This is a genomic window from Pseudomonas asiatica (assembly GCF_040214835.1).
Lineage (GTDB): Bacteria > Pseudomonadota > Gammaproteobacteria > Pseudomonadales > Pseudomonadaceae > Aquipseudomonas > Aquipseudomonas putida_Z.
Genome location: NZ_CP157874.1, coordinates 2590522 through 2610333, shown reverse-complemented (window position 1 = coordinate 2610333; position 19812 = coordinate 2590522). Strand labels below are relative to the sequence as shown.

General features: G+C 58.3%; 17 protein-coding genes and 1 pseudogene. 10 read left to right on the top strand and 8 right to left on the bottom strand.

What is annotated here, in order from left to right; genetic code table 11:
- Positions 1-65: 65 nt before the first annotated feature.
- The 6 genes from ABNP31_RS11725 to hchA all read right to left on the bottom strand — a co-directional run bounded on the left by ABNP31_RS11725 (position 66) and on the right by hchA (position 4340).
- Positions 66-359: a putative quinol monooxygenase gene (locus ABNP31_RS11725; RefSeq protein WP_238066136.1), complete on the bottom strand. Its 294-nt coding sequence runs from the start codon at positions 357-359 to the stop codon at positions 66-68.
- Positions 360-446: 87 nt separating this feature from the next.
- The gene (locus tag ABNP31_RS11720; protein WP_238066135.1) at positions 447-1349 is read right to left on the bottom strand and encodes an acetoacetate decarboxylase; all 903 of its coding nucleotides are present in this window, start codon (positions 1347-1349) and stop codon (positions 447-449) included.
- Positions 1350-1447: 98 nt separating this feature from the next.
- Positions 1448-1870: a nuclear transport factor 2 family protein gene (locus tag ABNP31_RS11715; RefSeq protein WP_238066134.1), complete on the bottom strand. Its 423-nt coding sequence runs from the start codon at positions 1868-1870 to the stop codon at positions 1448-1450.
- A 94-nt stretch (positions 1871-1964) separates the two neighbouring features.
- Positions 1965-2753: an SDR family oxidoreductase gene (locus tag ABNP31_RS11710; protein WP_238066133.1), complete on the bottom strand. Its 789-nt coding sequence runs from the start codon at positions 2751-2753 to the stop codon at positions 1965-1967.
- Positions 2725-3465, bottom strand: a complete 741-nt coding sequence (locus ABNP31_RS11705) for a PA1136 family autoinducer-binding transcriptional regulator (protein WP_238066132.1) — start codon at positions 3463-3465, stop codon at positions 2725-2727. The genes ABNP31_RS11710 and ABNP31_RS11705 overlap by 29 nt, the downstream gene beginning before the upstream one ends.
- Positions 3462-4340: a glyoxalase III HchA gene (gene hchA / locus ABNP31_RS11700; protein ID WP_196180583.1), complete on the bottom strand. Its 879-nt coding sequence runs from the start codon at positions 4338-4340 to the stop codon at positions 3462-3464. The genes ABNP31_RS11705 and hchA overlap by 4 nt, the downstream gene beginning before the upstream one ends.
- A gap of 371 nt (positions 4341-4711) precedes the next feature.
- On the opposite strand from hchA, the gene ABNP31_RS11695 reads away from it, so the two are divergent.
- The 8 genes from ABNP31_RS11695 to ABNP31_RS11660 all read left to right on the top strand — a co-directional run bounded on the left by ABNP31_RS11695 (position 4712) and on the right by ABNP31_RS11660 (position 18058).
- A complete protein-coding gene (locus tag ABNP31_RS11695) occupies positions 4712-5029 on the top strand; it encodes a type II toxin-antitoxin system PrlF family antitoxin (RefSeq protein WP_186723061.1) in 318 nt (105 codons plus the stop codon).
- Positions 5029-5490, top strand: a complete 462-nt coding sequence (locus ABNP31_RS11690; protein WP_238066130.1) for a type II toxin-antitoxin system YhaV family toxin — start codon at positions 5029-5031, stop codon at positions 5488-5490. The genes ABNP31_RS11695 and ABNP31_RS11690 overlap by 1 nt, the downstream gene beginning before the upstream one ends.
- Positions 5491-5939: 449 nt before the next feature.
- Complete coding sequence (locus ABNP31_RS11685) at positions 5940-7487, top strand: TIGR02677 family protein (protein ID WP_218191635.1); 1548 nt, start codon at positions 5940-5942, stop codon at positions 7485-7487.
- On the top strand, positions 7484-8752 hold the full coding sequence (locus tag ABNP31_RS11680) for a TIGR02678 family protein (RefSeq protein WP_085663876.1): 1269 nt from the start codon (positions 7484-7486) through the stop codon (positions 8750-8752). The genes ABNP31_RS11685 and ABNP31_RS11680 overlap by 4 nt, the downstream gene beginning before the upstream one ends.
- Entirely contained in the window at positions 8749-12894 is a 4146-nt protein-coding gene (locus ABNP31_RS11675) for a TIGR02680 family protein (RefSeq protein ID WP_085663877.1), read from the top strand. The genes ABNP31_RS11680 and ABNP31_RS11675 overlap by 4 nt, the downstream gene beginning before the upstream one ends.
- Complete coding sequence (locus tag ABNP31_RS11670) at positions 12891-14165, top strand: TIGR02679 family protein (protein WP_085663878.1); 1275 nt, start codon at positions 12891-12893, stop codon at positions 14163-14165. Before ABNP31_RS11675 ends, ABNP31_RS11670 begins: the two co-directional genes overlap by 4 nt.
- 78 nt (positions 14166-14243) lie before the next feature.
- Positions 14244-16328, top strand: coding sequence for an ATP-dependent nuclease (locus ABNP31_RS11665; RefSeq protein ID WP_085663879.1), 2085 nt, complete (start codon positions 14244-14246; stop codon positions 16326-16328).
- A complete protein-coding gene (locus ABNP31_RS11660; RefSeq protein ID WP_085663880.1) occupies positions 16325-18058 on the top strand; it encodes a UvrD-helicase domain-containing protein in 1734 nt (577 codons plus the stop codon). The genes ABNP31_RS11665 and ABNP31_RS11660 overlap by 4 nt, the downstream gene beginning before the upstream one ends.
- A gap of 79 nt (positions 18059-18137) precedes the next feature.
- Here ABNP31_RS11660 and ABNP31_RS11655 read toward each other — a convergent pair.
- Positions 18138-18311: pseudogene (locus ABNP31_RS11655) on the bottom strand (DUF2274 domain-containing protein); the annotation flags it as partial.
- A 241-nt stretch (positions 18312-18552) separates the two neighbouring features.
- On the opposite strand from ABNP31_RS11655, the gene ABNP31_RS11650 reads away from it, so the two are divergent.
- Positions 18553-18870 (top strand): type II toxin-antitoxin system PrlF family antitoxin, encoded by a 318-nt coding sequence (locus ABNP31_RS11650; protein WP_085663882.1) that lies wholly within the window; start codon positions 18553-18555, stop codon positions 18868-18870.
- A complete protein-coding gene (locus tag ABNP31_RS11645) occupies positions 18870-19331 on the top strand; it encodes a type II toxin-antitoxin system YhaV family toxin (protein ID WP_085663883.1) in 462 nt (153 codons plus the stop codon). The genes ABNP31_RS11650 and ABNP31_RS11645 overlap by 1 nt, the downstream gene beginning before the upstream one ends.
- A gap of 56 nt (positions 19332-19387) precedes the next feature.
- Here ABNP31_RS11645 and ABNP31_RS26205 read toward each other — a convergent pair whose 3' ends face one another.
- Complete coding sequence (locus ABNP31_RS26205; RefSeq protein WP_433916059.1) at positions 19388-19642, bottom strand: hypothetical protein; 255 nt, start codon at positions 19640-19642, stop codon at positions 19388-19390.
- Positions 19643-19812: the final 170 nt, after the last annotated feature.

Here is a 19812-nt window from a genome sequence, read left to right as displayed (position 1 = left end):
GGGTCTGGCCTGGATGGCCGACCCAGGCTGGCCAGGGCCGCGAAAATCCAACGCCATCACCCGGTTCAGCACACGCGACGATACTGGGTGACTTGCGCCGGCCCCTGCAGCCATTCGGAAACCTGGACCAGCGCGGCCTCGAGGTGTTCGGTTCGCCAATGCTGCGCTTCGGCCTCTTCGTCTTGCCAGACTTCGAAGGATGTCAGCTGCAACGGATTTTCCAGCGACTGGTAATAGCCATAGTCCAGGCAACCTGGCTCTTGCAGGGTAGTTTCGCTCAGTGTAGTCAACACTTCGAGTACATTTTCGAGCCCTTGGGCTTTGACCATGAAACTGGCAGTGACATACAACGTGGACATCGGCGGGTTCTCTGCATGGAAATATATTGTGTGCTGCTGCCGGGATCAAAACGCAGCCAAGACCCGGTCTACGGCCGCCATCCGCGGCTACTTGAGATAGTCGTGCACGACCTTGCCGGGCGCCAGCATGAAGTTGCCAAGCGTATGGCGCACTGACACGATCTGGCGAACGGGCAGCGCGGCTATCGGGACTGCCTCGTGGTCGAACAGCTCGAGGCTCGCTGCCCCCGTCCAGGCTTCCTTGAGCTCTACCGTCGAATATTCGAACCTCACCAGTTCGGCAATACGCGCTGTCTTGCCGTCCACATCGGGAATGACTTTGAGAACAACCCCGGGGGTGCGCATGGCCGCCGCTGCTTGCGCCAAGTCGACCTCCTGGTACTTGTAGGCCATGCTGGCCCTGGCCACCAACGTGCCGTCGTACTCGAGCGTGCCGACATAAGATTCATTGTTTTGCCCAACACGAGGATGGCCGTATTTCTTGGGCAATCCCCAGACCTCGCGGCCCAGCATGATGGCGGTGACATTCTCGGCCACCATGAGCGGGCGAAAACTGACAGCCTCATCACCCAGAAAACAAGCGATGCTCTGGGCGAACTCGTAATAGTCACCGATCCCGGGCGCAACCATCCAAAGGAACGAAAGGCTGACGAGCGGGTCTTTGACCATCAATGGTTCAGGCACCATTGCCCGCGCGAGCTCAATGTCGGTGCGATAAGTTATCGTCAGCGACGGGCGGTCCAGAAACCAACTTGGCGGTTGCGGGTAACCGGGCGAAACTACTGGCATCGCATAAGCCTTTTGACGAACGCTTTCAGGCGTCCATGGCGTACCGGCGGCAGAATTCGGAAGATAGAGCCCGCCCGACGAGCGAGTGGAGAGCTGTGTGCCATTTAGCGACTGGGCGAGCAAGGGTGACGAAGCTGCCACAAGCCCGATGCCTGCCGTTAGTAAAACCTGCCTGCGTGAAAAATCAACTGGACAGTTCATGACTGTTGCCTCCAAGCGATAGTTGAGAAACAGCTAGTCGCTACAGCGCTAGAGGAATTGCTTCCTCAACTGAGTTGAGTGATATTTATTACGGGCAGCTAGCCAATTTGCTTTTTACCCAGGGCTTGATACCACGTGACGTTATCCCAATAGGCCTTCATCGCCAGAATCAGGCCATCGTCGGTAAGTCCAAGTATGAAGACATGAGGTAACTCGAAGCTGCGCCCCAGGTTGTCAATGCCAAATACATCTTTCGCCTGAGTACCGCGAATAGTCACTTCGACTACAATCGTTTGTGCGTGCTCATCAATATAGTGTGCAGTCACCTGATTGTTCAAATCGGGAAATGCATCAATCAGTGCTCCCCATATTTCAAGGCCAGCAACATCCACCGTCCCCTCTAGGCCAATGGGCAGATAATCAACTCGACCCTCTGGAGAGAAACAGGCCAACATGCCTTGAAGGTCATGAGCGTTATACCGCGAGAAAAAGTGCTTAGCGATGTCTACGGATGCTTGCATCTTAAACTCCTCGATTCATCAGCCGACATATTGGGCAATGCCGATTTCAAGCGCCTCCAATTTTTCTACAGCATCCTGGGCTATTTCAATGAGGCTATCGTTTCCATACGTCTGACTGCTCTTTCTTCACCATTTCTTCAGCACTGGCTGGTCGAACAGTACGATAGCTGGGCTTGTCCTGTTCAATCACCGCAATGATGGCACTGATCATCTCGGCAGGATCATGTTGACGATTGAGCTCACGCACCGGCCAATGAGCGACAACCCTATCACCCTGACCCCACCACTGATCCATGCTCTCCATGCCCGTGTCGTTGAAGCCCGTGCGGTAGGCACCTGGGTTGACCGTCACTACTTGGACACCGTAGGGCATCAGTTCATCGTGCATTGCCGAGCAGATGCCTTCGACCGCGTGCTTGGAGGCGGCATACGCTCCATCGAAAGGCACTTTGACTAAGCCGGCCACCGACGACGTCCAGACGATCCGCCCATAGCCGCGCTGGACCATCACCCGAGCAAAGCCTTGCGCCAACTCAAGGGCCGCAAATACGTTGGTCTCAAAAACCGAACGAAACACTGACATAGGTATTTCGATAATGGGACCTGACTCCATGATGCCCGCATTGTTGAACAGAACATCGATTTCGATTGCCAGCGCATGTTTGCGGTCAATCTCGTTGAGGACATCAAGTTTAATAACTTGCATCTCAATCCCGGCCGACAACACAGCGTTACGCAGCTCCCACACCTGCGGCCATATCTGGCATCCAGCGATCACCTGGTGCCCACGCTCCGACAGCGCCCAGGCCACGCCTCTTCCAAAACCGGTTGCCGCGCCTGTCACCAGCACTTTTTTACCCATCATGTTGGTCTCGACTGTCACCAAGGTCGCCGTTGCGCATGGCGATCTTGATCGCTTGAGCAGTGGTAGCGACACCAAGACGGCGCCGCGCCGCACGAAGATGGTTCTCCACAGTACGCTCCGACAAGCCCAGCGTCGCCGCAATATCAGCATGCCGTCGACCCGCTGCCGTCCAAGTCAACACCTCGCGCTCGCGAACGGAAAGTTGTCGGACACCTTCAGTGTGGGGCGCTTCCAGCAATCTGTGAGCGGCATTGAAAGCAGCGGTGGCCACCATAGCCAATACCAAGCGAGCGTCGGGGCTGCTATCTACCTTATCGCCACCTAGACTCATCGCCCCCTCCAGTCCTTGAGGGCCGAACACCGGCACCTGCAGTCCGTGTGGTCCAGGCCCAATCGGACGCCGGACCACCCGATAACTGTCCCCTGTCACACAGTGGGTTTTCGTCCAGAAGAACGGTTCTCGAGCCTCCAAAATATGACGGGTGACAGGGCAACGTCTGACGTATGTTTTGGCATCAACCGTTTGGCCATCTTCCCACCAATTGCCCTCCACCCAAAAAATACGATCGACCAGGTCATCCCTTGATGGGGCAACAGAGAAAAGAACAAAACGGTCATAGCCGAAGCGCTTGGCGAAGACACGAACAGCATCTTCGATCAACGAGAGCATCGAAGCTCGCTCTATTTCCAGGACGACTTGCATAGCAGCATCGGCTAGACCGGATTTCATTGCCCTGCAGCCTCCTTCAACAGTTCAGCCGCAGCCAGCTTGCCCAGAGCGTTACCCGCCAACGGACTGTCGCCGGTCAGCAATTTACGATCCTTATACACCGCTCCAGATATATCTTTGTTGATGATCTCAAGGCCCAACGCTTTTAGTTTTTCACCAAACTTCCAGGTCAAGTGCCCCGGCATATAGCCAATGTCCGGCGTTTTCGCATCCAGGTCGTCAGGGAACGCACAAATTTTGTACCCGTTGAAAATATAGCTCTCTGGGCTCTCACCCAAACCTGCAGCGATAAGCGCAGCGGGTCCATGGCACAACGAAATCACAAACTTGTCTTTCCTGGACGCCCACTCAAGCACCCTTTTTACATCGACGCTTTCTGGCAACCCGATTAGTGCGCCGTGGCCACCAGGAATAAACACGCCGATGTAGTCGGAGTCGTCACCTAATGCCTGGTCGATTACCTCAGCCAGTTTTTTAGGCTGTTTGAACTTATCGCGATATTTAGCGTATAGCCCCTTCACTTCGACGTCTTCAGATGGCATCGCCCAGAACTCGAACTTGACCGGGTTGCCGGACAAGGTCGCAATGTCGAATTTGAACCCTGCTTTATCCAGATGGTACATCGGCAGCAGCGTCTCTACAGGGTGATTGCCTGTGGAGAACATGGTGCCATTATCGGTTAACAAATAGCGCTCGTCAGCGCCGATGACCAGCACCTTCCACCGGCCACCTTTATAGGGATCAGGATAGTCGGCATCACTGAGATCGGATTTTGGCGAAGTGAATTGGCTTAGCGAATAAGGCGAGGGGAAAAACGCATTGTCCTCTGCGGGGTCTTCGGTTGGGCGCTTGTCTTCAGCTTGTGCATTAGTCATAGCTTACTCCGTCGTGGCTGGCAAAATACGATGATCATGCTAGGGGCCCGCCCATCCCGTCAGCAATGAGGGTTTTCCCCTAACCATGCAGCTCCTCAACTGAGATTTAGATTAAAATTTTAGTGCAACGGCAAGGCGGGTGAAAAACCCCGACCGATGGCTCCGATGGCCCTATCTTCATCCTGTACCTTGGGATAGTCGATCTCATGCAGGGCAGTCGAGAGATGGGATCGTGTCCCTGGAAGTGGTGTAACTCCATCTTGCGGCGCTATTAGGCGTCCTCCCCGCCTATGCTTGATCAGCAGAAAACCAAGATTGACCGAGTAAGGATTATTCCTTACCATCCGATCAATACATCCGGGAGAACACTCATGCCTGCCATCCACGAAATCGCCACGTTGACCTCGAAGGGACAGGTCACACTGCCCAAATCCATACGCCAGCTTTTGGGCATTGACACTGGTGGCAAGATTGCATTCGACGTACGCGAGGGTGAAATCGTGGTCAGCCGCGTAGAAACCACCCACGAAGACCCTGCCATCGGTGCGTTCCTGGGTTTGCTGGAGGCTGATATCCGAGGCGGCCGCAACCTGACCACTCTGCCGGAAGACTTGGCGCAAACCATGCTCGCCAACGCAAACCACTCCGTAAACCTGGACGAAGATATCGATGGTGAGGTCGCGATCTGATGCTGCGACATGGCTGGACACTGTTGTTCCATGAAGGTGTGACTTTACAGCTACGCAAATTGCAAGAAGCCGCCGCCCGAGCCGAGCAGAACGATCCGCGAGGTTTTGAGAGCAACGCCAACGTCAAGCTGTTTCGGGCATTGAGCCATCTGATCATGGAGGCTGTGCCTGCCGACCCAGGCCGTGATGAGTTCCGTCAAGGCAATACGCTGGGCACTGCCTACAGACATTGGCGCCGCGCAAAAATCGGCAGGCGCTTTCGGCTGTTCTTCCGCTACGACTCAAGATCCAAGGTCATCGTCTATGCGTGGGTCAACGACGAAAATACCCTAAGGTCCGCAGGCAGCAAATCCGATCCCTACGCCGTATTCGAGAAGATGTTGGGCCGCGGCAACCCTCCTGATGACTGGGATGCGCTGACTGCTGCAACGCGTAGCGACTGGGACGAGCCCAAAGCATAAATTGCGCAAGTGGGTGAGGGATTGCCCGTTTCGCGCCAGCCCCGCCCCCGGTGCGTCCACTGTAATCCACTCGTAGCTGCTGTAAATATGGGTACATCTGGGGGTACAAAACCAATTCCCCATTCATAACCATTTGATTTATATGAATGGCCAAATGTTCTTTGGCGACCCTGACAGTCTTTAGGGGCTTCGCGCATGCTTGTTAGCTGATCATTTCTGCGTTTTTCTAGCCTCGAATAGCTATTTACTTCCAGCTAATTGCTACATTTGGGACATATTTGAGGGCATGCTTTGGATGGTTTGAAAATGATGCCCCCAACCGAAGATGCTCAGCGCCCCCGACACAAAAAAACTCCTAAGTATTTGGCTCGCAGGGAAAGCTTGGCAAATAGCGAAGAGAACTGAAGAATGGTCTCATCGATCACGGAAGGTCACTGAGGTAGAATTTGGTGATTCACAACTCATCCTGGCCGGAAGCTTCAGCGGATTTGTTCCGCCACGCCACTGCGGAAAAGGCGGCCCTCTATCGTGCCATCATGGAGGTGTTCGCTGCTGCCAAGCGCCAGTACCGCCTGCAATTACGGCCCGACGAAGTATTATCTGAAGCAAACTGGAGTCATCGGACGCCACCGGCTCAGGAAGAGGTTGCCGCTGCATTAGCTCAATTGGCGACCTGGGGCAATCTCGAATCGCAGCCGGACATGACGCGTGTATCCACGCTCAACGATTATTACCGGGCACGTTTTCTCTATAGGCTCTCGCGCGGCGGCGAGGCGGTAGAGGCCGGCCTGATAGCATTCGCGCAGAGCCTACGTCATCGTGCAGAACTGCAGACAGTCGCGCTGGAGGACATCGACAGCCGCTTACGAGCCTTGCAGCGATTGATGGCTGAGGCACAATCCGGCAACGACCTTGATACCGCCAAGGCACATGAGATTCTGCGCGACCTAGTGCGAGTGTTTGAGGGTCTTACTGAAAACGCCCAGGCGTTCATGGCTGGAGTGGCACGTAGTCTAGAGCTGCAGCAAGCCGACGCCACCGCATTGGTCGCTTACAAGCGACGGCTGATCGACTATCTCGAGCGCTTTATGGGTGATCTGATCCGCCGCTCCGATGCCATCGCCCGCACGCTGCATGAACTGTCCGCCATCATCGAGTATGTCTTACGCCAAGTCGCTGCACGTGAAGCGCGTGATGCCGCCCCCGACGACACTGGCGAGCAGGCAGAGGAAACGCAGCGTCGCCAGGATATCTGGCGCGAGCGTTGGAAAGGATTGCGTGGCTGGTTTCTGGCCACCGGCAACGAACCGCCTCAAGCAGAACTACTGCGTGCCCGAGCGCGATCGGCGATTCCGCAACTGCTTAGCGCCATCGCGGCAATTAATGAGCGACGCAGCGGGCGCAGCGACCGATCGGCCGATTTCCGAGTGCTGGCACAGTGGTTCGCTGCATGCGACAGCGACGACGATGCACACCGTCTCGCGCAAGCAGCGTTCGCGCTGCACCCAGCGCGCCACTTCTCACTAGAGGTTGCTGATGCGGACGACGTGCCAGCGAGCACCTCTTGGCTGGATGCACCTCCGCTGATCATCAATCCGCGCTTGCGCGAGTATGGTGAAGCCGCACCGCGCGGCGCACTGGCGAAAGTGCGCGATCGTAGCCGGGATCGGGCGCTGATGGCTCAGCAATTGGCGGAGGAATCGCGCCAGGTCGAGGCCGCGCGCCGGCGATTGGCGAGCGGCCGCCCGACACGCTTATCGGAGCTGGGCGAGCTCGATGTGCATGCCTTCGGCCTCTTTCTGGGATTGCTTGGCGAGGCACTGGCTGAACAACAGGATCCGAACAGCCCTGTCGAGCGCCAAACGGGCGACGGTCTGCTGCATATTCGCCTGGAACCTTTGGCTGAAAACAGCCGCGCCCAAATCTGCACGGCAGCCGGGATGTTCTCCGGCCGGGATCATCTGCTGACGATCCGGCTCACCGAGGACAGATCATGAGCATACCCTCGTCCCGCCGTGGCACCCGACATGTCGGAGAAACACAGAAGGCGCAGCAGCAAGACGAATTCCGCCGGGCTTTGCGTAGCCTGCTGATGTGCCCGCTCATGCCGCCAGGGCACGCGGATTTCCCCGCCGTACGTCGCCAAGCCGAGCGCCTGCGCGAGTGGTTCGCCCGCGAGACCGGCTGGCCGCTGCATGTGGACCGCGAGGGTGCCCGCCTGTTCAAGCGCCCGGCCGACCTGTCCGCTCCGACCCGCGGCCTGCCGGACTATGACCGGCGTCGCTATGTACTGCTGTGTCTGGCTGCTGCAGTGCTGGAGCGAGCCGACCCGCAGATCACCCTGCGACAGATCGGCGAACGGATCGTACAACAAGCCGCCGACCCGGCATTGCAGACACTGGGTTTCGCCTTCACCTTGCACTGCGCTGCCGAAAGACGCGAGTTGGTCATGGTGTGCCGTACCCTCCTGGCTCATGGCGTTCTCGAACGTGTCGCTGGCGAGGAAGAGAGTTACGTACAGGACGGCAGCGGGCCACAGTCCGACGCGCTCTACGACATTCACCGGCGCTTGCTGGCCGGCCTGCTGGCGGCGGTGCGCGGGCCCTCGACCTGGAGCACAGAGGAGACTCCGGGAAATACCGAGGCGCGGCTGCATGCACTGGTGGCCGGCTTTACAGCGGACAGCGAGCAAGGCAGGCGCGACGCCATACGCCACCACCTGGCGCGACGCCTGCTCGACGATCCGGTGCTGTATACCGACAGCCTGGATGAAGAGACGCGCAGCTATTTCCTCAATCAGCGTGGTGTTCTCGCCAACCGCTTGTGTGAAGCCACCGGACTGGTCGCCGAGCAACGCGCCGAAGGCCTGGCCCTGATCGACGAGAGCGGGCAACTGACGGATATAGCCATGCCCGCCGAGGGCACTGAGGCTCATGTAACGCTGCTGGTAGCGGAGTACCTGGCCCGGCGTCTGCGGGATAAACGTGCCCCATTGCGAGCGACAGAAAGCGAGATTGCCCTGTTCCTGCACGAGGCCGCTGGGCGATATGGTCGCTACTGGCGCAAATCGGCGCGCTCGCCAGGCGCCGAACACGAGCTGGCGGAAATCGCCATCGCTCGCCTATGTCGTCTGGGCCTAATGCTGCGTGATATGCATGGCGTACATCCGTTGCCCGCCATTGCCCGCTTCTCCCTCGGACAGACCGAGGTGCGCAACGCCCAAGGGGCCGAAACCCTGTTTCTAACCGAGCCTGACGCATGACCAGCGACCTATTCATCACCCCCTCCCGCCCCGCACTGCCCAAACCTCTGCGCGAACGCTGGCAGCCCTTACGTCTTGGCCTAGTCGAACTGTTCCACTACGACAGTGAGGAGTTCTGGTTCCACGATGGTCATTTACTTCTGCGCGGCAATAACGGCACCGGGAAATCCAAGGTGCTGTCGCTGACCTTACCGTTGCTGCTGGACGCACAATTGCGCTCGTCGCGCGTCGAGCCCGACGGTGATAGCGGCAAGAAGATGGCCTGGAACCTCCTGGTCGGCAACTATCCCCGCCGTATCGGCTACAGCTGGATAGAGTTCGGCCGACGCGAGCGCGATGGCCGCCCCCGCTACCTGACCCTGGGGGTCGGTTTGTCGGCAGTCGATGGCCGGGCTCAAGTGGACAGCTGGTTTTTCATCGTGGAAGGTGACGGCACGACACTAGACCCACGTATCGGCGAAGATCTCTGGCTTACCACTGCCGAGCGCCAGGTTCTTACTCGCGAACGCTTGCGCGATGCACTTGGCGGACGCGGTCAACTATTCGAAAACCATCAGCTGTATCGCCGTGCCGTGGACGAGCGCCTGTTCCAGCTAGGGACACGGCGCTACGACGCGCTGATGGATACGCTGATCCAGCTGCGCCAGCCACAACTGTCGAAGAAACCCGACGAAACCGGCCTATCCAATGCCCTGAGCGAGTCGCTGCCACCGCTACCACCCGAGCTGCTGGGCGATGTGGCCGAAGCGCTCAACCAGTTGGAGGAAGACCGCATTCAATTGGAAGAAACGCGCCTACTGGAGCAAACCGTCACCCAGTTTGAACGACGCTACCGAATCTATACCGGTATGTTGGCGCGGCGCCAGGCACGAGAACTACGCCAGGCTCAAACCCATTTCGACAACGCCAGCGAGGCTCGCAATCAAGCGCAGGCTGAACTCGCCGGCGCACAGAACGCGCAGGGTGAGGCTTTTGCGGAGCACGAAGCCGCGAAGCTGAAGTATTCGGCGGCCCGGGAGCTGGTAGATACGCTGCAGAGCGATCCCGCCAACCAGGACGCCAACCGTCTTGCCCTGGAAGAGCGTAATGCCACTGAACGGCAACATGCAGCTCACACGGCAGGCCGACAGCGCGATGAAGCGCGTAGCAAACTCAATAGCGAAGTAGAACTGAGCCAGCGACGGACCGCTGCGGCCATTCAAGCTCGCGATGAGCTGGACAAGTCGCGTACTCGTACGCTGGACGCGGCCGAAGCACTCGCTATAACCGCAGACCTCGCAATCAACCCACTGCTTAGCCTTGAAGCCGAAGCGCTCGCGGCACATCCGCCCGAGTACAGGGCCGCTGAAGAAGCCCTGCGCGAGCTGGTGAGGAGTCGGCGCCAGGACATCGCCCATCTGCGTAAGCGTCATGCCGAAGTTAGCCAACACCAAGCGGTACTGGCGGACAAGCAAGAACACGCTCGAACCATTCGCGGTGAAATGGACATATCACTGGCGCAACGCGAGCGGGCCGACCAGCAAGCAGAACAGGCAGGCAGCGCGTTGCTCGAAGCCTGGTCCGAGCACTGCACAAGCCTCATCCAACTGCGCTTCAATGCTGAGCAGCCCTTGCTACAACTGGCCGAGTGGGTGGCCCTTCCGGAAGTCGAAAACCCGGCGCAAGTGGCACTGGACAACGCCTGGCAGACGACGCTGCAACGACACGCCGCCCAACAGGCGGAGTTGGACAGTTACCATACCAGCCTGGACAAGCAGCGCGCCGATATCGAGGACGAGCGCACCCGCCTGGCCGCCGGCGAAGATGCGCTGCCCGCCGAGCCGCTCACCCGGGCCAGTGGTGTGCGTCTGCAACGGCACGGCGCGCCGCTCTGGCACTTGGTGGATTTCCACCCGAGCCTGGATGCCGCGCAACGGGCCGGGCTGGAAGCCGCCCTGGAAGCCAGCGGCCTACTTGACGCCTGGCTGTCGCCAAATGGGGTATTGAGCGATAGCGACGGTACGCCGCTGCTCGATAGCAGCTGGCACCAGCGCGCGCCAGTGAATGGTGCCAACCTGAACGCTGCACTGATCCCGGCATTGCCCGAGGCCTGCCCGATCGCACTAGCAACGCTGACTGCACTGTTGGAGGGCGTGGCTTACGGCACGCAGGAGCCGAGCGATGCCGAAGCCTGGTTGTCGCCTGATGGTCGCTATCGTCTGGGGCCGCTGGCAGGTGCCTGGCAAAAAACCGAAGCAGGCTACATCGGCCGCAGTGCACGGGAACTGGCACGACAACGACGGCTGGAAGCACTCGCCACCCTCCTTGCCGAACTCGACATGGCGCAAGCCAAGCTCGAACGACAATACGAAACCCTGGCCGCCGAGCGCAGCCAAGCCGAACGGGAACGGAAAAGCATACCCTCCGAGCGCCCACTGCACGATGCGATTGCTGTTGCGCTGCAGGCCGCTCGTGATGTCGATCGGATCCGGCAGCTGTTGGTGCTGGCCGAAACACGCAGCCAGGAAGCCAAAGACGCATGGCAATCGGCACGCGAGCAGTTACACCACGACGCGACCGACCTGAGCCTGCCGGCAGAGCTCGAGCTGCTACCAGCAACCGAAGAGGCCTTGGAACACTTCGCCACCGTCCAGGCGCACCTGGTCCAGGCGGCACGCGAGTGGCAGCGCGCATGGCCCGATCAGTGTCAGCAGCAACAGCGCGAAGGCGAAGCGCGCAGGGTGCTGGAACAGGCTGAGGAAACCCTGATGGTCGCCGACGAGCAGGCTGAACAGGCCCGGGTCCGCTTGGAGACACTACGCCAGTCCATCGGCCAGCAAGTGGAAGAATTGCTGGCCAAACTGGCCACCGCGCTTGCCGGACGTACCCAGGCCGAGCAGGACGCCGAAACACGCCGCACGGCGCTGGGCGAAGCGGAAAAACGGCAGGCCGTGATCGCAGCGCACGTCGAACGCACTGAGCAGACTCTGAGCGAGCGTAGCAACGAGCGCGCCATGGCCGTCGAACGCCTTCGCCATTTCAGCGCCAGCGGCCTGCTGGCCGCCGCATTGCCGGACCTGCAATTGCCTGAGCATTGGAGCATCGACCCGGCGCTGAACCTAGCCCGCCGCATCGAACAGGCGCTGGCTGACATCGCCGATGACGAAGCCACTTGGGCCCGCGTACAGAAACAGATCGCCGAAGACCTAAGTGAACTGCAGCGCGGGCTGAGCGCCTTGAACCACCAGGCCATCTCAGAACCCAACGATTGGGGCATCACCGTCACAATCCAGTACCAGAACCGTGCCGAGCGCCCCGATACCCTCGCGCTACTGTTGGCCGAGGATATTGCCCAGCGCAGCGAACTGTTGTCGGCTCGTGAGCGTGAAGTTTTGGAAAATCACCTCCAGGCAGAAATCGCCGCCGAGCTCCAGCGACTGATGCGAGCTGCCGACGACCGCGTCGAGGCGATAAACAACGAATTGCACAAGCGCCCAACCACCACTGGCGTACGCTACCGCCTGCTATGGGAGCCGCTATCAGTCGAGGAAGGCGCACCGGCAGGCCTGGAGGCCGCACGCAAGAGCCTGCTCAATACCAGCGCCGACCTCTGGTCGACCGAAGACCGGCGTGCGGTCGGTACCATGCTGCAACAGCAGATCGCCGCCGAACGCGCCCTGGCCGACGCTGACAGCGCAGGTAGAAGTCTTCTCGATCAACTCGCCCACGCGCTGGACTATCGCTATTGGCATCGTTTCCGCATCCAGCGTCAGCAGGATGGTCAATGGCGCAAGCTGTCTGGACCGGCCTCCAGTGGCGAACGCGCGTTAGGCCTGACCGTCCCATTGTTCGCCGCTATCGCCAGTTTCTACGGCCACGGCGGCAGTCCCTTGGCGCCACGCTTGATGCTGCTCGACGAAGCCTTCGCCGGTATCGACGATACCGCCCGCGCCCACTGCATGGGCCTGGTGCGGGAATTCGACCTGGATTTCGTCATCACCAGCGAGCGGGAGTGGGCCTGCTATGCGGAGCTACCTGGCGTGTCGATCTGCCAGTTGCAGCGTCGCGAAGGTATCGATGCGGTGTTCGTCTCGCGCTGGACCTGGGATGGACGGGCTAAGCGACTCGAAGAAGATCCTGATCGCAGGTTCCCCTTGGCATGAAGACCAGCCCCGACCTACGTCTACAGCGCCTGCTCGGCGGGCCAGCACTGGCCGCCCTGCGCCAGCGCCTGCGCCGCCGTTTTGAGCTCGCCGATGCCGAGCAGTCGCTATCCTCGGTTCACTTGAGCAACCTTGCCGCGGAAGAGTACTCGGCTCTTTGCCAACTGACCGGTCGCCCCTCACGAATAGCTTGCTCGATGACGCTGGACATTGCCGAGCTCGATGCACGACTGCGTGAGGCCGGGCTAGCCAACTCGCTACAGGATGCGCTGGCGCAACTGGATGGCCCCATTGTTGCGAAAGCCAGCCTGCGTAAAACGCTAGCGGCACAATGGTCGGCCCTCACGACCTCGGCGTCGGCCGAAGGCAGCCCTCTCCTCTGCGCCTGGCTGCAAAACGCGGCAACCTGCATGCCCCTGCTCAAGCGTCTTGGGCGCGATCCCGTGCGCGCCAATCAGCTACTGGCAGCGACTGATACTGTGCTCCGCCGTCTGCCCGAGGAAGGACTGCCTCGCTCGCAACTTGCCGCCGAAACGCTGGGCGATGCCCATGCGCTGGATCCCGGCCGTCCTGTTGCGACCCTGGTACTGTCGGCCTGGCGCCTGCACGAGCGCACGGGCGGCTCTCAAGAAGATGAGGCAACAACCGAGACTGGCGGTGGAGCCGAAGAGCGTGTGCGGGAGGTCTGGTCGAGGGCGGGAGTTCTCGTCAACGAGCTGGCCCGCCCTGCTCTCTTTCTTAACTTGCCTGCGCTGCCAGACACAGCCCACACCTGGCTGCCTGGCGAGCCCGCCTACCTCTCACTGCGGCAATTGGTTCGCAAGCCGTATTCCTGGGCAGTAGACGGACGGAATGTGTACGTATGTGAAAACCCGAACATAGTAGCCATCGTCGCCGACCGTCTGGGTGCCGATAGTGCTCCATTAGTCTGCACCGATGGCATGCCCGCCGCTGCGCAGCGAATTCTACTCGACCAGTTGGCCGCCGCCGGCGCGCGCCTGCACTACCATGGCGACTACGACTGGCCAGGGATCGTCATCGGCAATCACGTCATGCGTACTTGGCAGGCAGTCCCTTGGCGATTCGGCTGCAGAGACTACCTCGAAGCGGTGATGGTAGTGCAGACGCGACCGCGCGATTTGGCCCTCAACGGGGTCGAGGCTCTATGGGACAAAGAGCTGCACACCGCCATGGACACCCAAGGGCTCGCAATTCCAGAGGAAGCGGTTGCCAGCACTCTCTTAGACGATCTGAGCCATGGGGAAAAGTAATCCGCCCGATCATCAACAGAGCATCTAAGACCAGGCGGCAAACAGGAAACGACTAGAGGCAATCAATCGGGAGCAAACATGCGAATCGAGAAGGTTAGGGTCGAGGGATTTCGACTCCTCCAGGATGTTGAGATCATGCTGGAAGGAAATTCCACAGTAATCGTAGGGCGCAACAATAGCGGGAAGACATCGTTTACCGACATTTTTGATCGCTTCACCGGGGAGACCGGAGCGCGATTTCGTCTGGAAGACTTTTCGCCCCCCCAACGCGAGCGGTTCTTCAATGCAAAGACGCTGAGAGAAAAGTCGGCAAAGCCAGAGGACGTACTCGCAGCACTCCCGACGCTCTCTCTTACTCTAACCTTCCGCTACGACAGCACCGCCCCGAATTTAGGGCCTCTTGCGCCTTTCGTTATTGACCTGGACGTAGACTCCACCACAGCCATTGTGCGCGTCGAGTACAAAGCGACGCTGGCAACTCTCCACACTCTGCTTGATGTACCTGCCGAGCCAGAAGGTGTCGAGCTAAGAACACACTTCTTCCGCTCATTACGCGACACGTTGCCCAAGGCATACAACATCCATGTGTTCGCCATCGACCCCACGGACGATACCAATCGGCGTGACTTTGAGGGTACGACCGCACTAGCGGCTTTACTGCAGTGCAATTTCGTTCGCGCACAAAGAACTCTCGACCATGCAAAGCATGGCGACGCCGATGTCATTGGCAAATTGCTCAGCGCGCTATTCAAGACTGCTTCCGCACCAACGGCCGCAGCAGGAGATCAGGAGCTGGCGGCAAAGCTGAAGGCGTCAGTCGAAGGCATCGAACGCAGCATTCAAGGTAACTTCGATGAAATGCTGAAGAAGCTGCTGCCGGCCATGGAAGTACTGGGCTTTCCAAGCCTCAACGATACCGAGCTTCGGCCCGAGACCTCATTGAATGTTGAGGCCCTGCTGTCGGACCACACAAAGGTGGTCTACACCGGCACAGACGGGGTACATCTTCCGGAAGGCTACAACGGCCTCGGCACTCGCAATCTGATCTACATGTTGTTGCAGCTCGAAAGCTACCACAAGGCCTACCGAGCCAAGGCAACCCGCCCAGCCACACATCTAATCTTCGTTGAAGAACCTGAGGCTCATTTGCATCCGCAGATGCAAGAAGTTTTCATCGGCCAACTGAATGCCGCCATTAGAAAGCTGTCGGCGAGCTACCCCGAAGAGGCTGCGTGGAACGTTCAGTTCGTCATCACGACGCATTCTCCGCATGTTGCAAATGCCGCATCGTTTGAAGCAGTACGGTATTTCCTAAATGAGTCGCCGGGCCAGACAAATGCTCGTCAGACCAAGGTTAAAGATTTCAAGAAGGGCATGAGCAGTATCTCTCCCGACGACCAGAACTTCCTGCACCAGTACATGACGTTGACCAAGTGCGATCTGTACTTTGCGGACAAGGCCATTATGGTCGAAGGGACGACGGAGCGGCTGCTGATGCCTCGGCTGTGCGAATTGGTTGATAGGTCGCTCGACGACAAGCACAAGCTGGCCAGACAGTACGTAACCTGCGTCGAGGTCGGCGGAGCTTATGCGCACATCTTCTATCCACTCCTCGACTTTCTCGAACTCAAGACCTTGGTCGTCACCGATCTGGATTCAACCAAACCGGTGGAAAAGCAGAACAAGAAAGGAAAGACGATTACGACTTGGGACAAGTGCCCTGTGGCTGAAGGCGAGCGGACGTCGAACGCGGCTATCAAGGAATGGTTTCGCCCCGAAGATACCGAGGGAAAGGATGACTGGCAAATCACTCCTGCCGAGCTTGTTGCCAAGACTGCCGAGGAGAAGCAAAGCGGCTACCGTCGCATTGCCTATCAGATTGCAGAGAAACCTGGTACGAACGTATGCGCCCGCAGCTATGAAGACGCGCTCGTTCTAGCAAACCCGGATCGATTTGAGTGGTTAAAGGAACAGGACGAGGCCAATGAAGCGTGGGAGATCGCCCAGGGGCTCGCGAAAGCGGATACGGCCTTGCGGTTCGCCATTCGCGAGAAAGAATGGGTGGTACCCCGCTATATCCAGGAAGGCCTGGCATGGCTTTCCGAACCCCCTCCTCCACCCGCACAGAACGTGGAAGCGCCAGCCAAGGAGGAGGCAGTATGACTAAACCTGACGAGAATCCCGCACTCATCGCTGCACAAGAGGCTCAAAGAAAGATCAATGAGGCCCTTGATACGGGTCACAGCTTTCGCCTTGAAGCTGGTGCCGGCGCAGGCAAGACGTATTCCCTGGTCACCGCGCTGAAGCGATTGATTGCGGAGCGAGGCCCAGCCTTGGTTCGAGCGGGGCAAAAGGTAGCCTGCATCACCTACACCGAAGTTGCCCGTAATGAGATTGCCCAAGAGATTGAGGATCATCCCGCCATTCTGGTCAATACCATCCACGGCTTCTCGTGGGCATTCCTACGCCAGTTTCAGAAGGCGCTACGTGACCTCGTGGGGGAAATGGAGGATCGGAAAGAGAAAGTCGAACAAGGCGGAGGTATCGGCTCAAAGCCCGTGGATTACGACCTGGGATTCTTCGGCGTCGACATGGACAGAGTCACGCTGAGTCACGACGACATCCCAGAGATGATGGCCAAGCTTCTGCAGAAGGAAAAATTTCGACGCATCTTGACCCAGCAGTTTCCAGTGATTTTTATCGACGAGTATCAAGATACCCATCGCCAATTCATGGAGGCGATTACCGAGCACTTCTTAAAGCCCGCAACCGGGCCCCTCGTTGGTCTATTTGGAGACCACTGGCAAACCATTTATCGAAGTGAATACGAGCTCGCGGAATATCCGATCAAAGAAATTGCCAAAGGCTCCAACTTCCGGTCGGTTCCCGCAGTCGTAGATGTGCTGAACAAGCTGCGACCTGAACTACACCAAGCCGTTCATGACCCCGAGGCAAAGGGCGAGGCGCGCTTCTTTCACACCAACGCTTACAAGGGTCAACGGACAAATGACCGGCACGCCAAGGAGGATCTGCCACCTGATCTGGCCCGATGCACTCGGGAAGATTTGATGCAACAGCTGCAAGCCGAGGGCTGGGACCTGAGCAGGACGAAGGTACTGATGCTTACCCACAACGTCCTAGCCGCTGAACAGGGCTATCCCAACCTCGCTGAGGTATTCAGCGGCCGTAACGATCTATTCGCAAAAAAGGAAGACCCGGCGATCAAGTTCTTTGCAGAAGTCGTTGAACCCATATGTGCAGCCTACGGCGCATCTCGCTACGGCGATATGTTCAGGGCATTCGGCTCCGGTCCTGCGATAACCAAACATGAAGACAAAGCCAGTTGGCGTCGCGACATGGATGCCCTCCAGAAGCTGCGTGCAGAAGGCACGATCGGACAGGTCATTGACCACCTGAAGGTGACAAGACGTCCATCGCCACCAGACCGCGTATTGCGGCGCGACGAAGAACTCATAGCACTAAACGGCGACCCCATACCTGAGGATGCATCCGCACTTATGCGGTACAGCAAGCTGCGGGACATTCCTTACGGAGAGGTCGTTGAGGTGGTCAAGTTCATCGAAAAGCAGACATCCTTTGCCACGCAACATAGCGTCAAGGGCGCCGAGTTTGAGAACGTTCTTGTAGTGCTGGGAGGCGGTTGGAACCACTATAACTGGCCACAACTACTCGAGCTAATTGAGACAAATGCGCTGAATGCAAAGAACACAAAGGGCTTCTATCGTGCTCGTAATCTCTTTTATGTATCCATCTCCCGACCTATGACGCGACTCGCCGTGCTGGCCACACAGGCCATGCCGGATACAGCTCTCGCAGCGGTGAATCGTCTTTTTGGAGGCGACAACGTAGTGGAACTTGCTATCCCGACCTGAAGCTGTGTGACAGCCCCCCAACAGTTCCGCCTAGCCAGCGGGGCGATTCAGAGTGGCCTGCTGCTGAGGAGCAAGATCGTCAGTCAGTGTGGGGTTCTCGGCTGATCGGAACAGCTCCTGTTTGCGCGCTGGTCTTGTGCGTAGCGACTCCGCAGCCCTCCCGATCTCCTACCATGAACGCCTCCAGCATGTGTGGAATCAGACTTAGAGCGTCAACCCTCTCACCATAGGCCTCTGCATGCAGCGCTGCGTAAACGACAGCGGCGCAGCATTGCCATCTGTCCCTCGCTCAGATACGCCCGGTACTACTCGGCATTCTGCGCAGTGATTATGAAGAATGGCTTTTCACCTGCGAAAGGGTTGGGCAGGAAACCCTTGCTGTCGACACTCGCCGCATTGGTCGGTAACCCTATTAGTGCCTGATCAGCAGAAACCAAGATTGACTGCGTAAGGATTATTCCTTACCATTCAATCTGTATATCCGGAGAACACTCATGCCTGCCATCCACGAAATCGCCACGTTGACCTCAAAGGGGCAGGTCACACTGCCCAAATCCGTTCGCCAGCTACTGGGCATTGACACAGGTGGCAAAATTGCATTCGACGTACGAGGCGGTGAAATCGTGGTCAGCCGCGTAGAAACCACCCACGAAGACCCTGCCATCGGTGCGTTCCTGGGTTTGCTGGAGGCAGATATCCGAGGAGGCCGCAACCTCACCACCCTGCCGGAAGGCCTGGCGCAAACCATGCTCGCCAACGCAAACCTCTACGTAAACCTCGACGAAGATATCGATGGTGAGGTCGCGATCTAATGCTGCGACATGGCTGGACACTGTTGTTCCATGAAGGTGTGACGTTACAGCTACGCAAATTGCAAGAAGCCGCCGCCCGGGCCGAGCAGAACGACCCGCAAGGTTTTGAGAGCAACGCCAACGTCAAGCTGCTTCGGGCATTGAGCCATCTAATCATGGAGGCTGTGCCTGCCGACCCGGGCCGTGATGAGTTCCGCCAAGGCAACACGCTGGGCACCGCCTACAGACATTGGCGCCGCGCAAAAATCGGCAGGCGCTTTCGGCTGTTCTTTCGCTACGACTCAAGGTCCAAGGTCATCGTCTATGCATGGGTCAACGACGAAAACACCTTACGGTCCGCAGGCAGCAAATCCGATCCCTACGCCGTATTCGAGAAGATGTTGGGCCGCGGCAACCCTCCTGATGACTGGGATGCGCTGACTGCCGCAACGCGTAGCGACTGGGACGAGCCCAAAGCATGAGTTGCGCAAATGGGTGAGGGATTGCACGTTCTGCGCGAGCCACGCCCCCGGTGTGTTCACTGTAATCCACTCGTAGCTGCTGTAAAAAGGGGTACATCTGGGGGGGGTACAAAACCAATTATCCATTCATAACCATTTGATTTATATGAATGTCCAAATGTTCTTCGGGGATCCTGACAGCCTCTGAGCACGATCCCCAACACCTCATCGCGCAAATGGCCCAGGCTATGGATCAACAGTGCATAGTGCACCACACAAAGCCCGGCATCATTCGCCATCAGGGCATTGTGCTGGCGCACGAACAGCGGCACGCCGAGACGTTCCTCGACGGTGCTTAATGCACCACACCAGCCAATACAAGCTGACGAAAGTCACCCACAATCGGTCGCAGATCAACACGATGCCAGGCGGCCCAGCGGCCGATGCTTTGCTGCAACCTTGGCCCAGCATGGGCTTTCACGCTTGGCCGGCAAGAACGCCA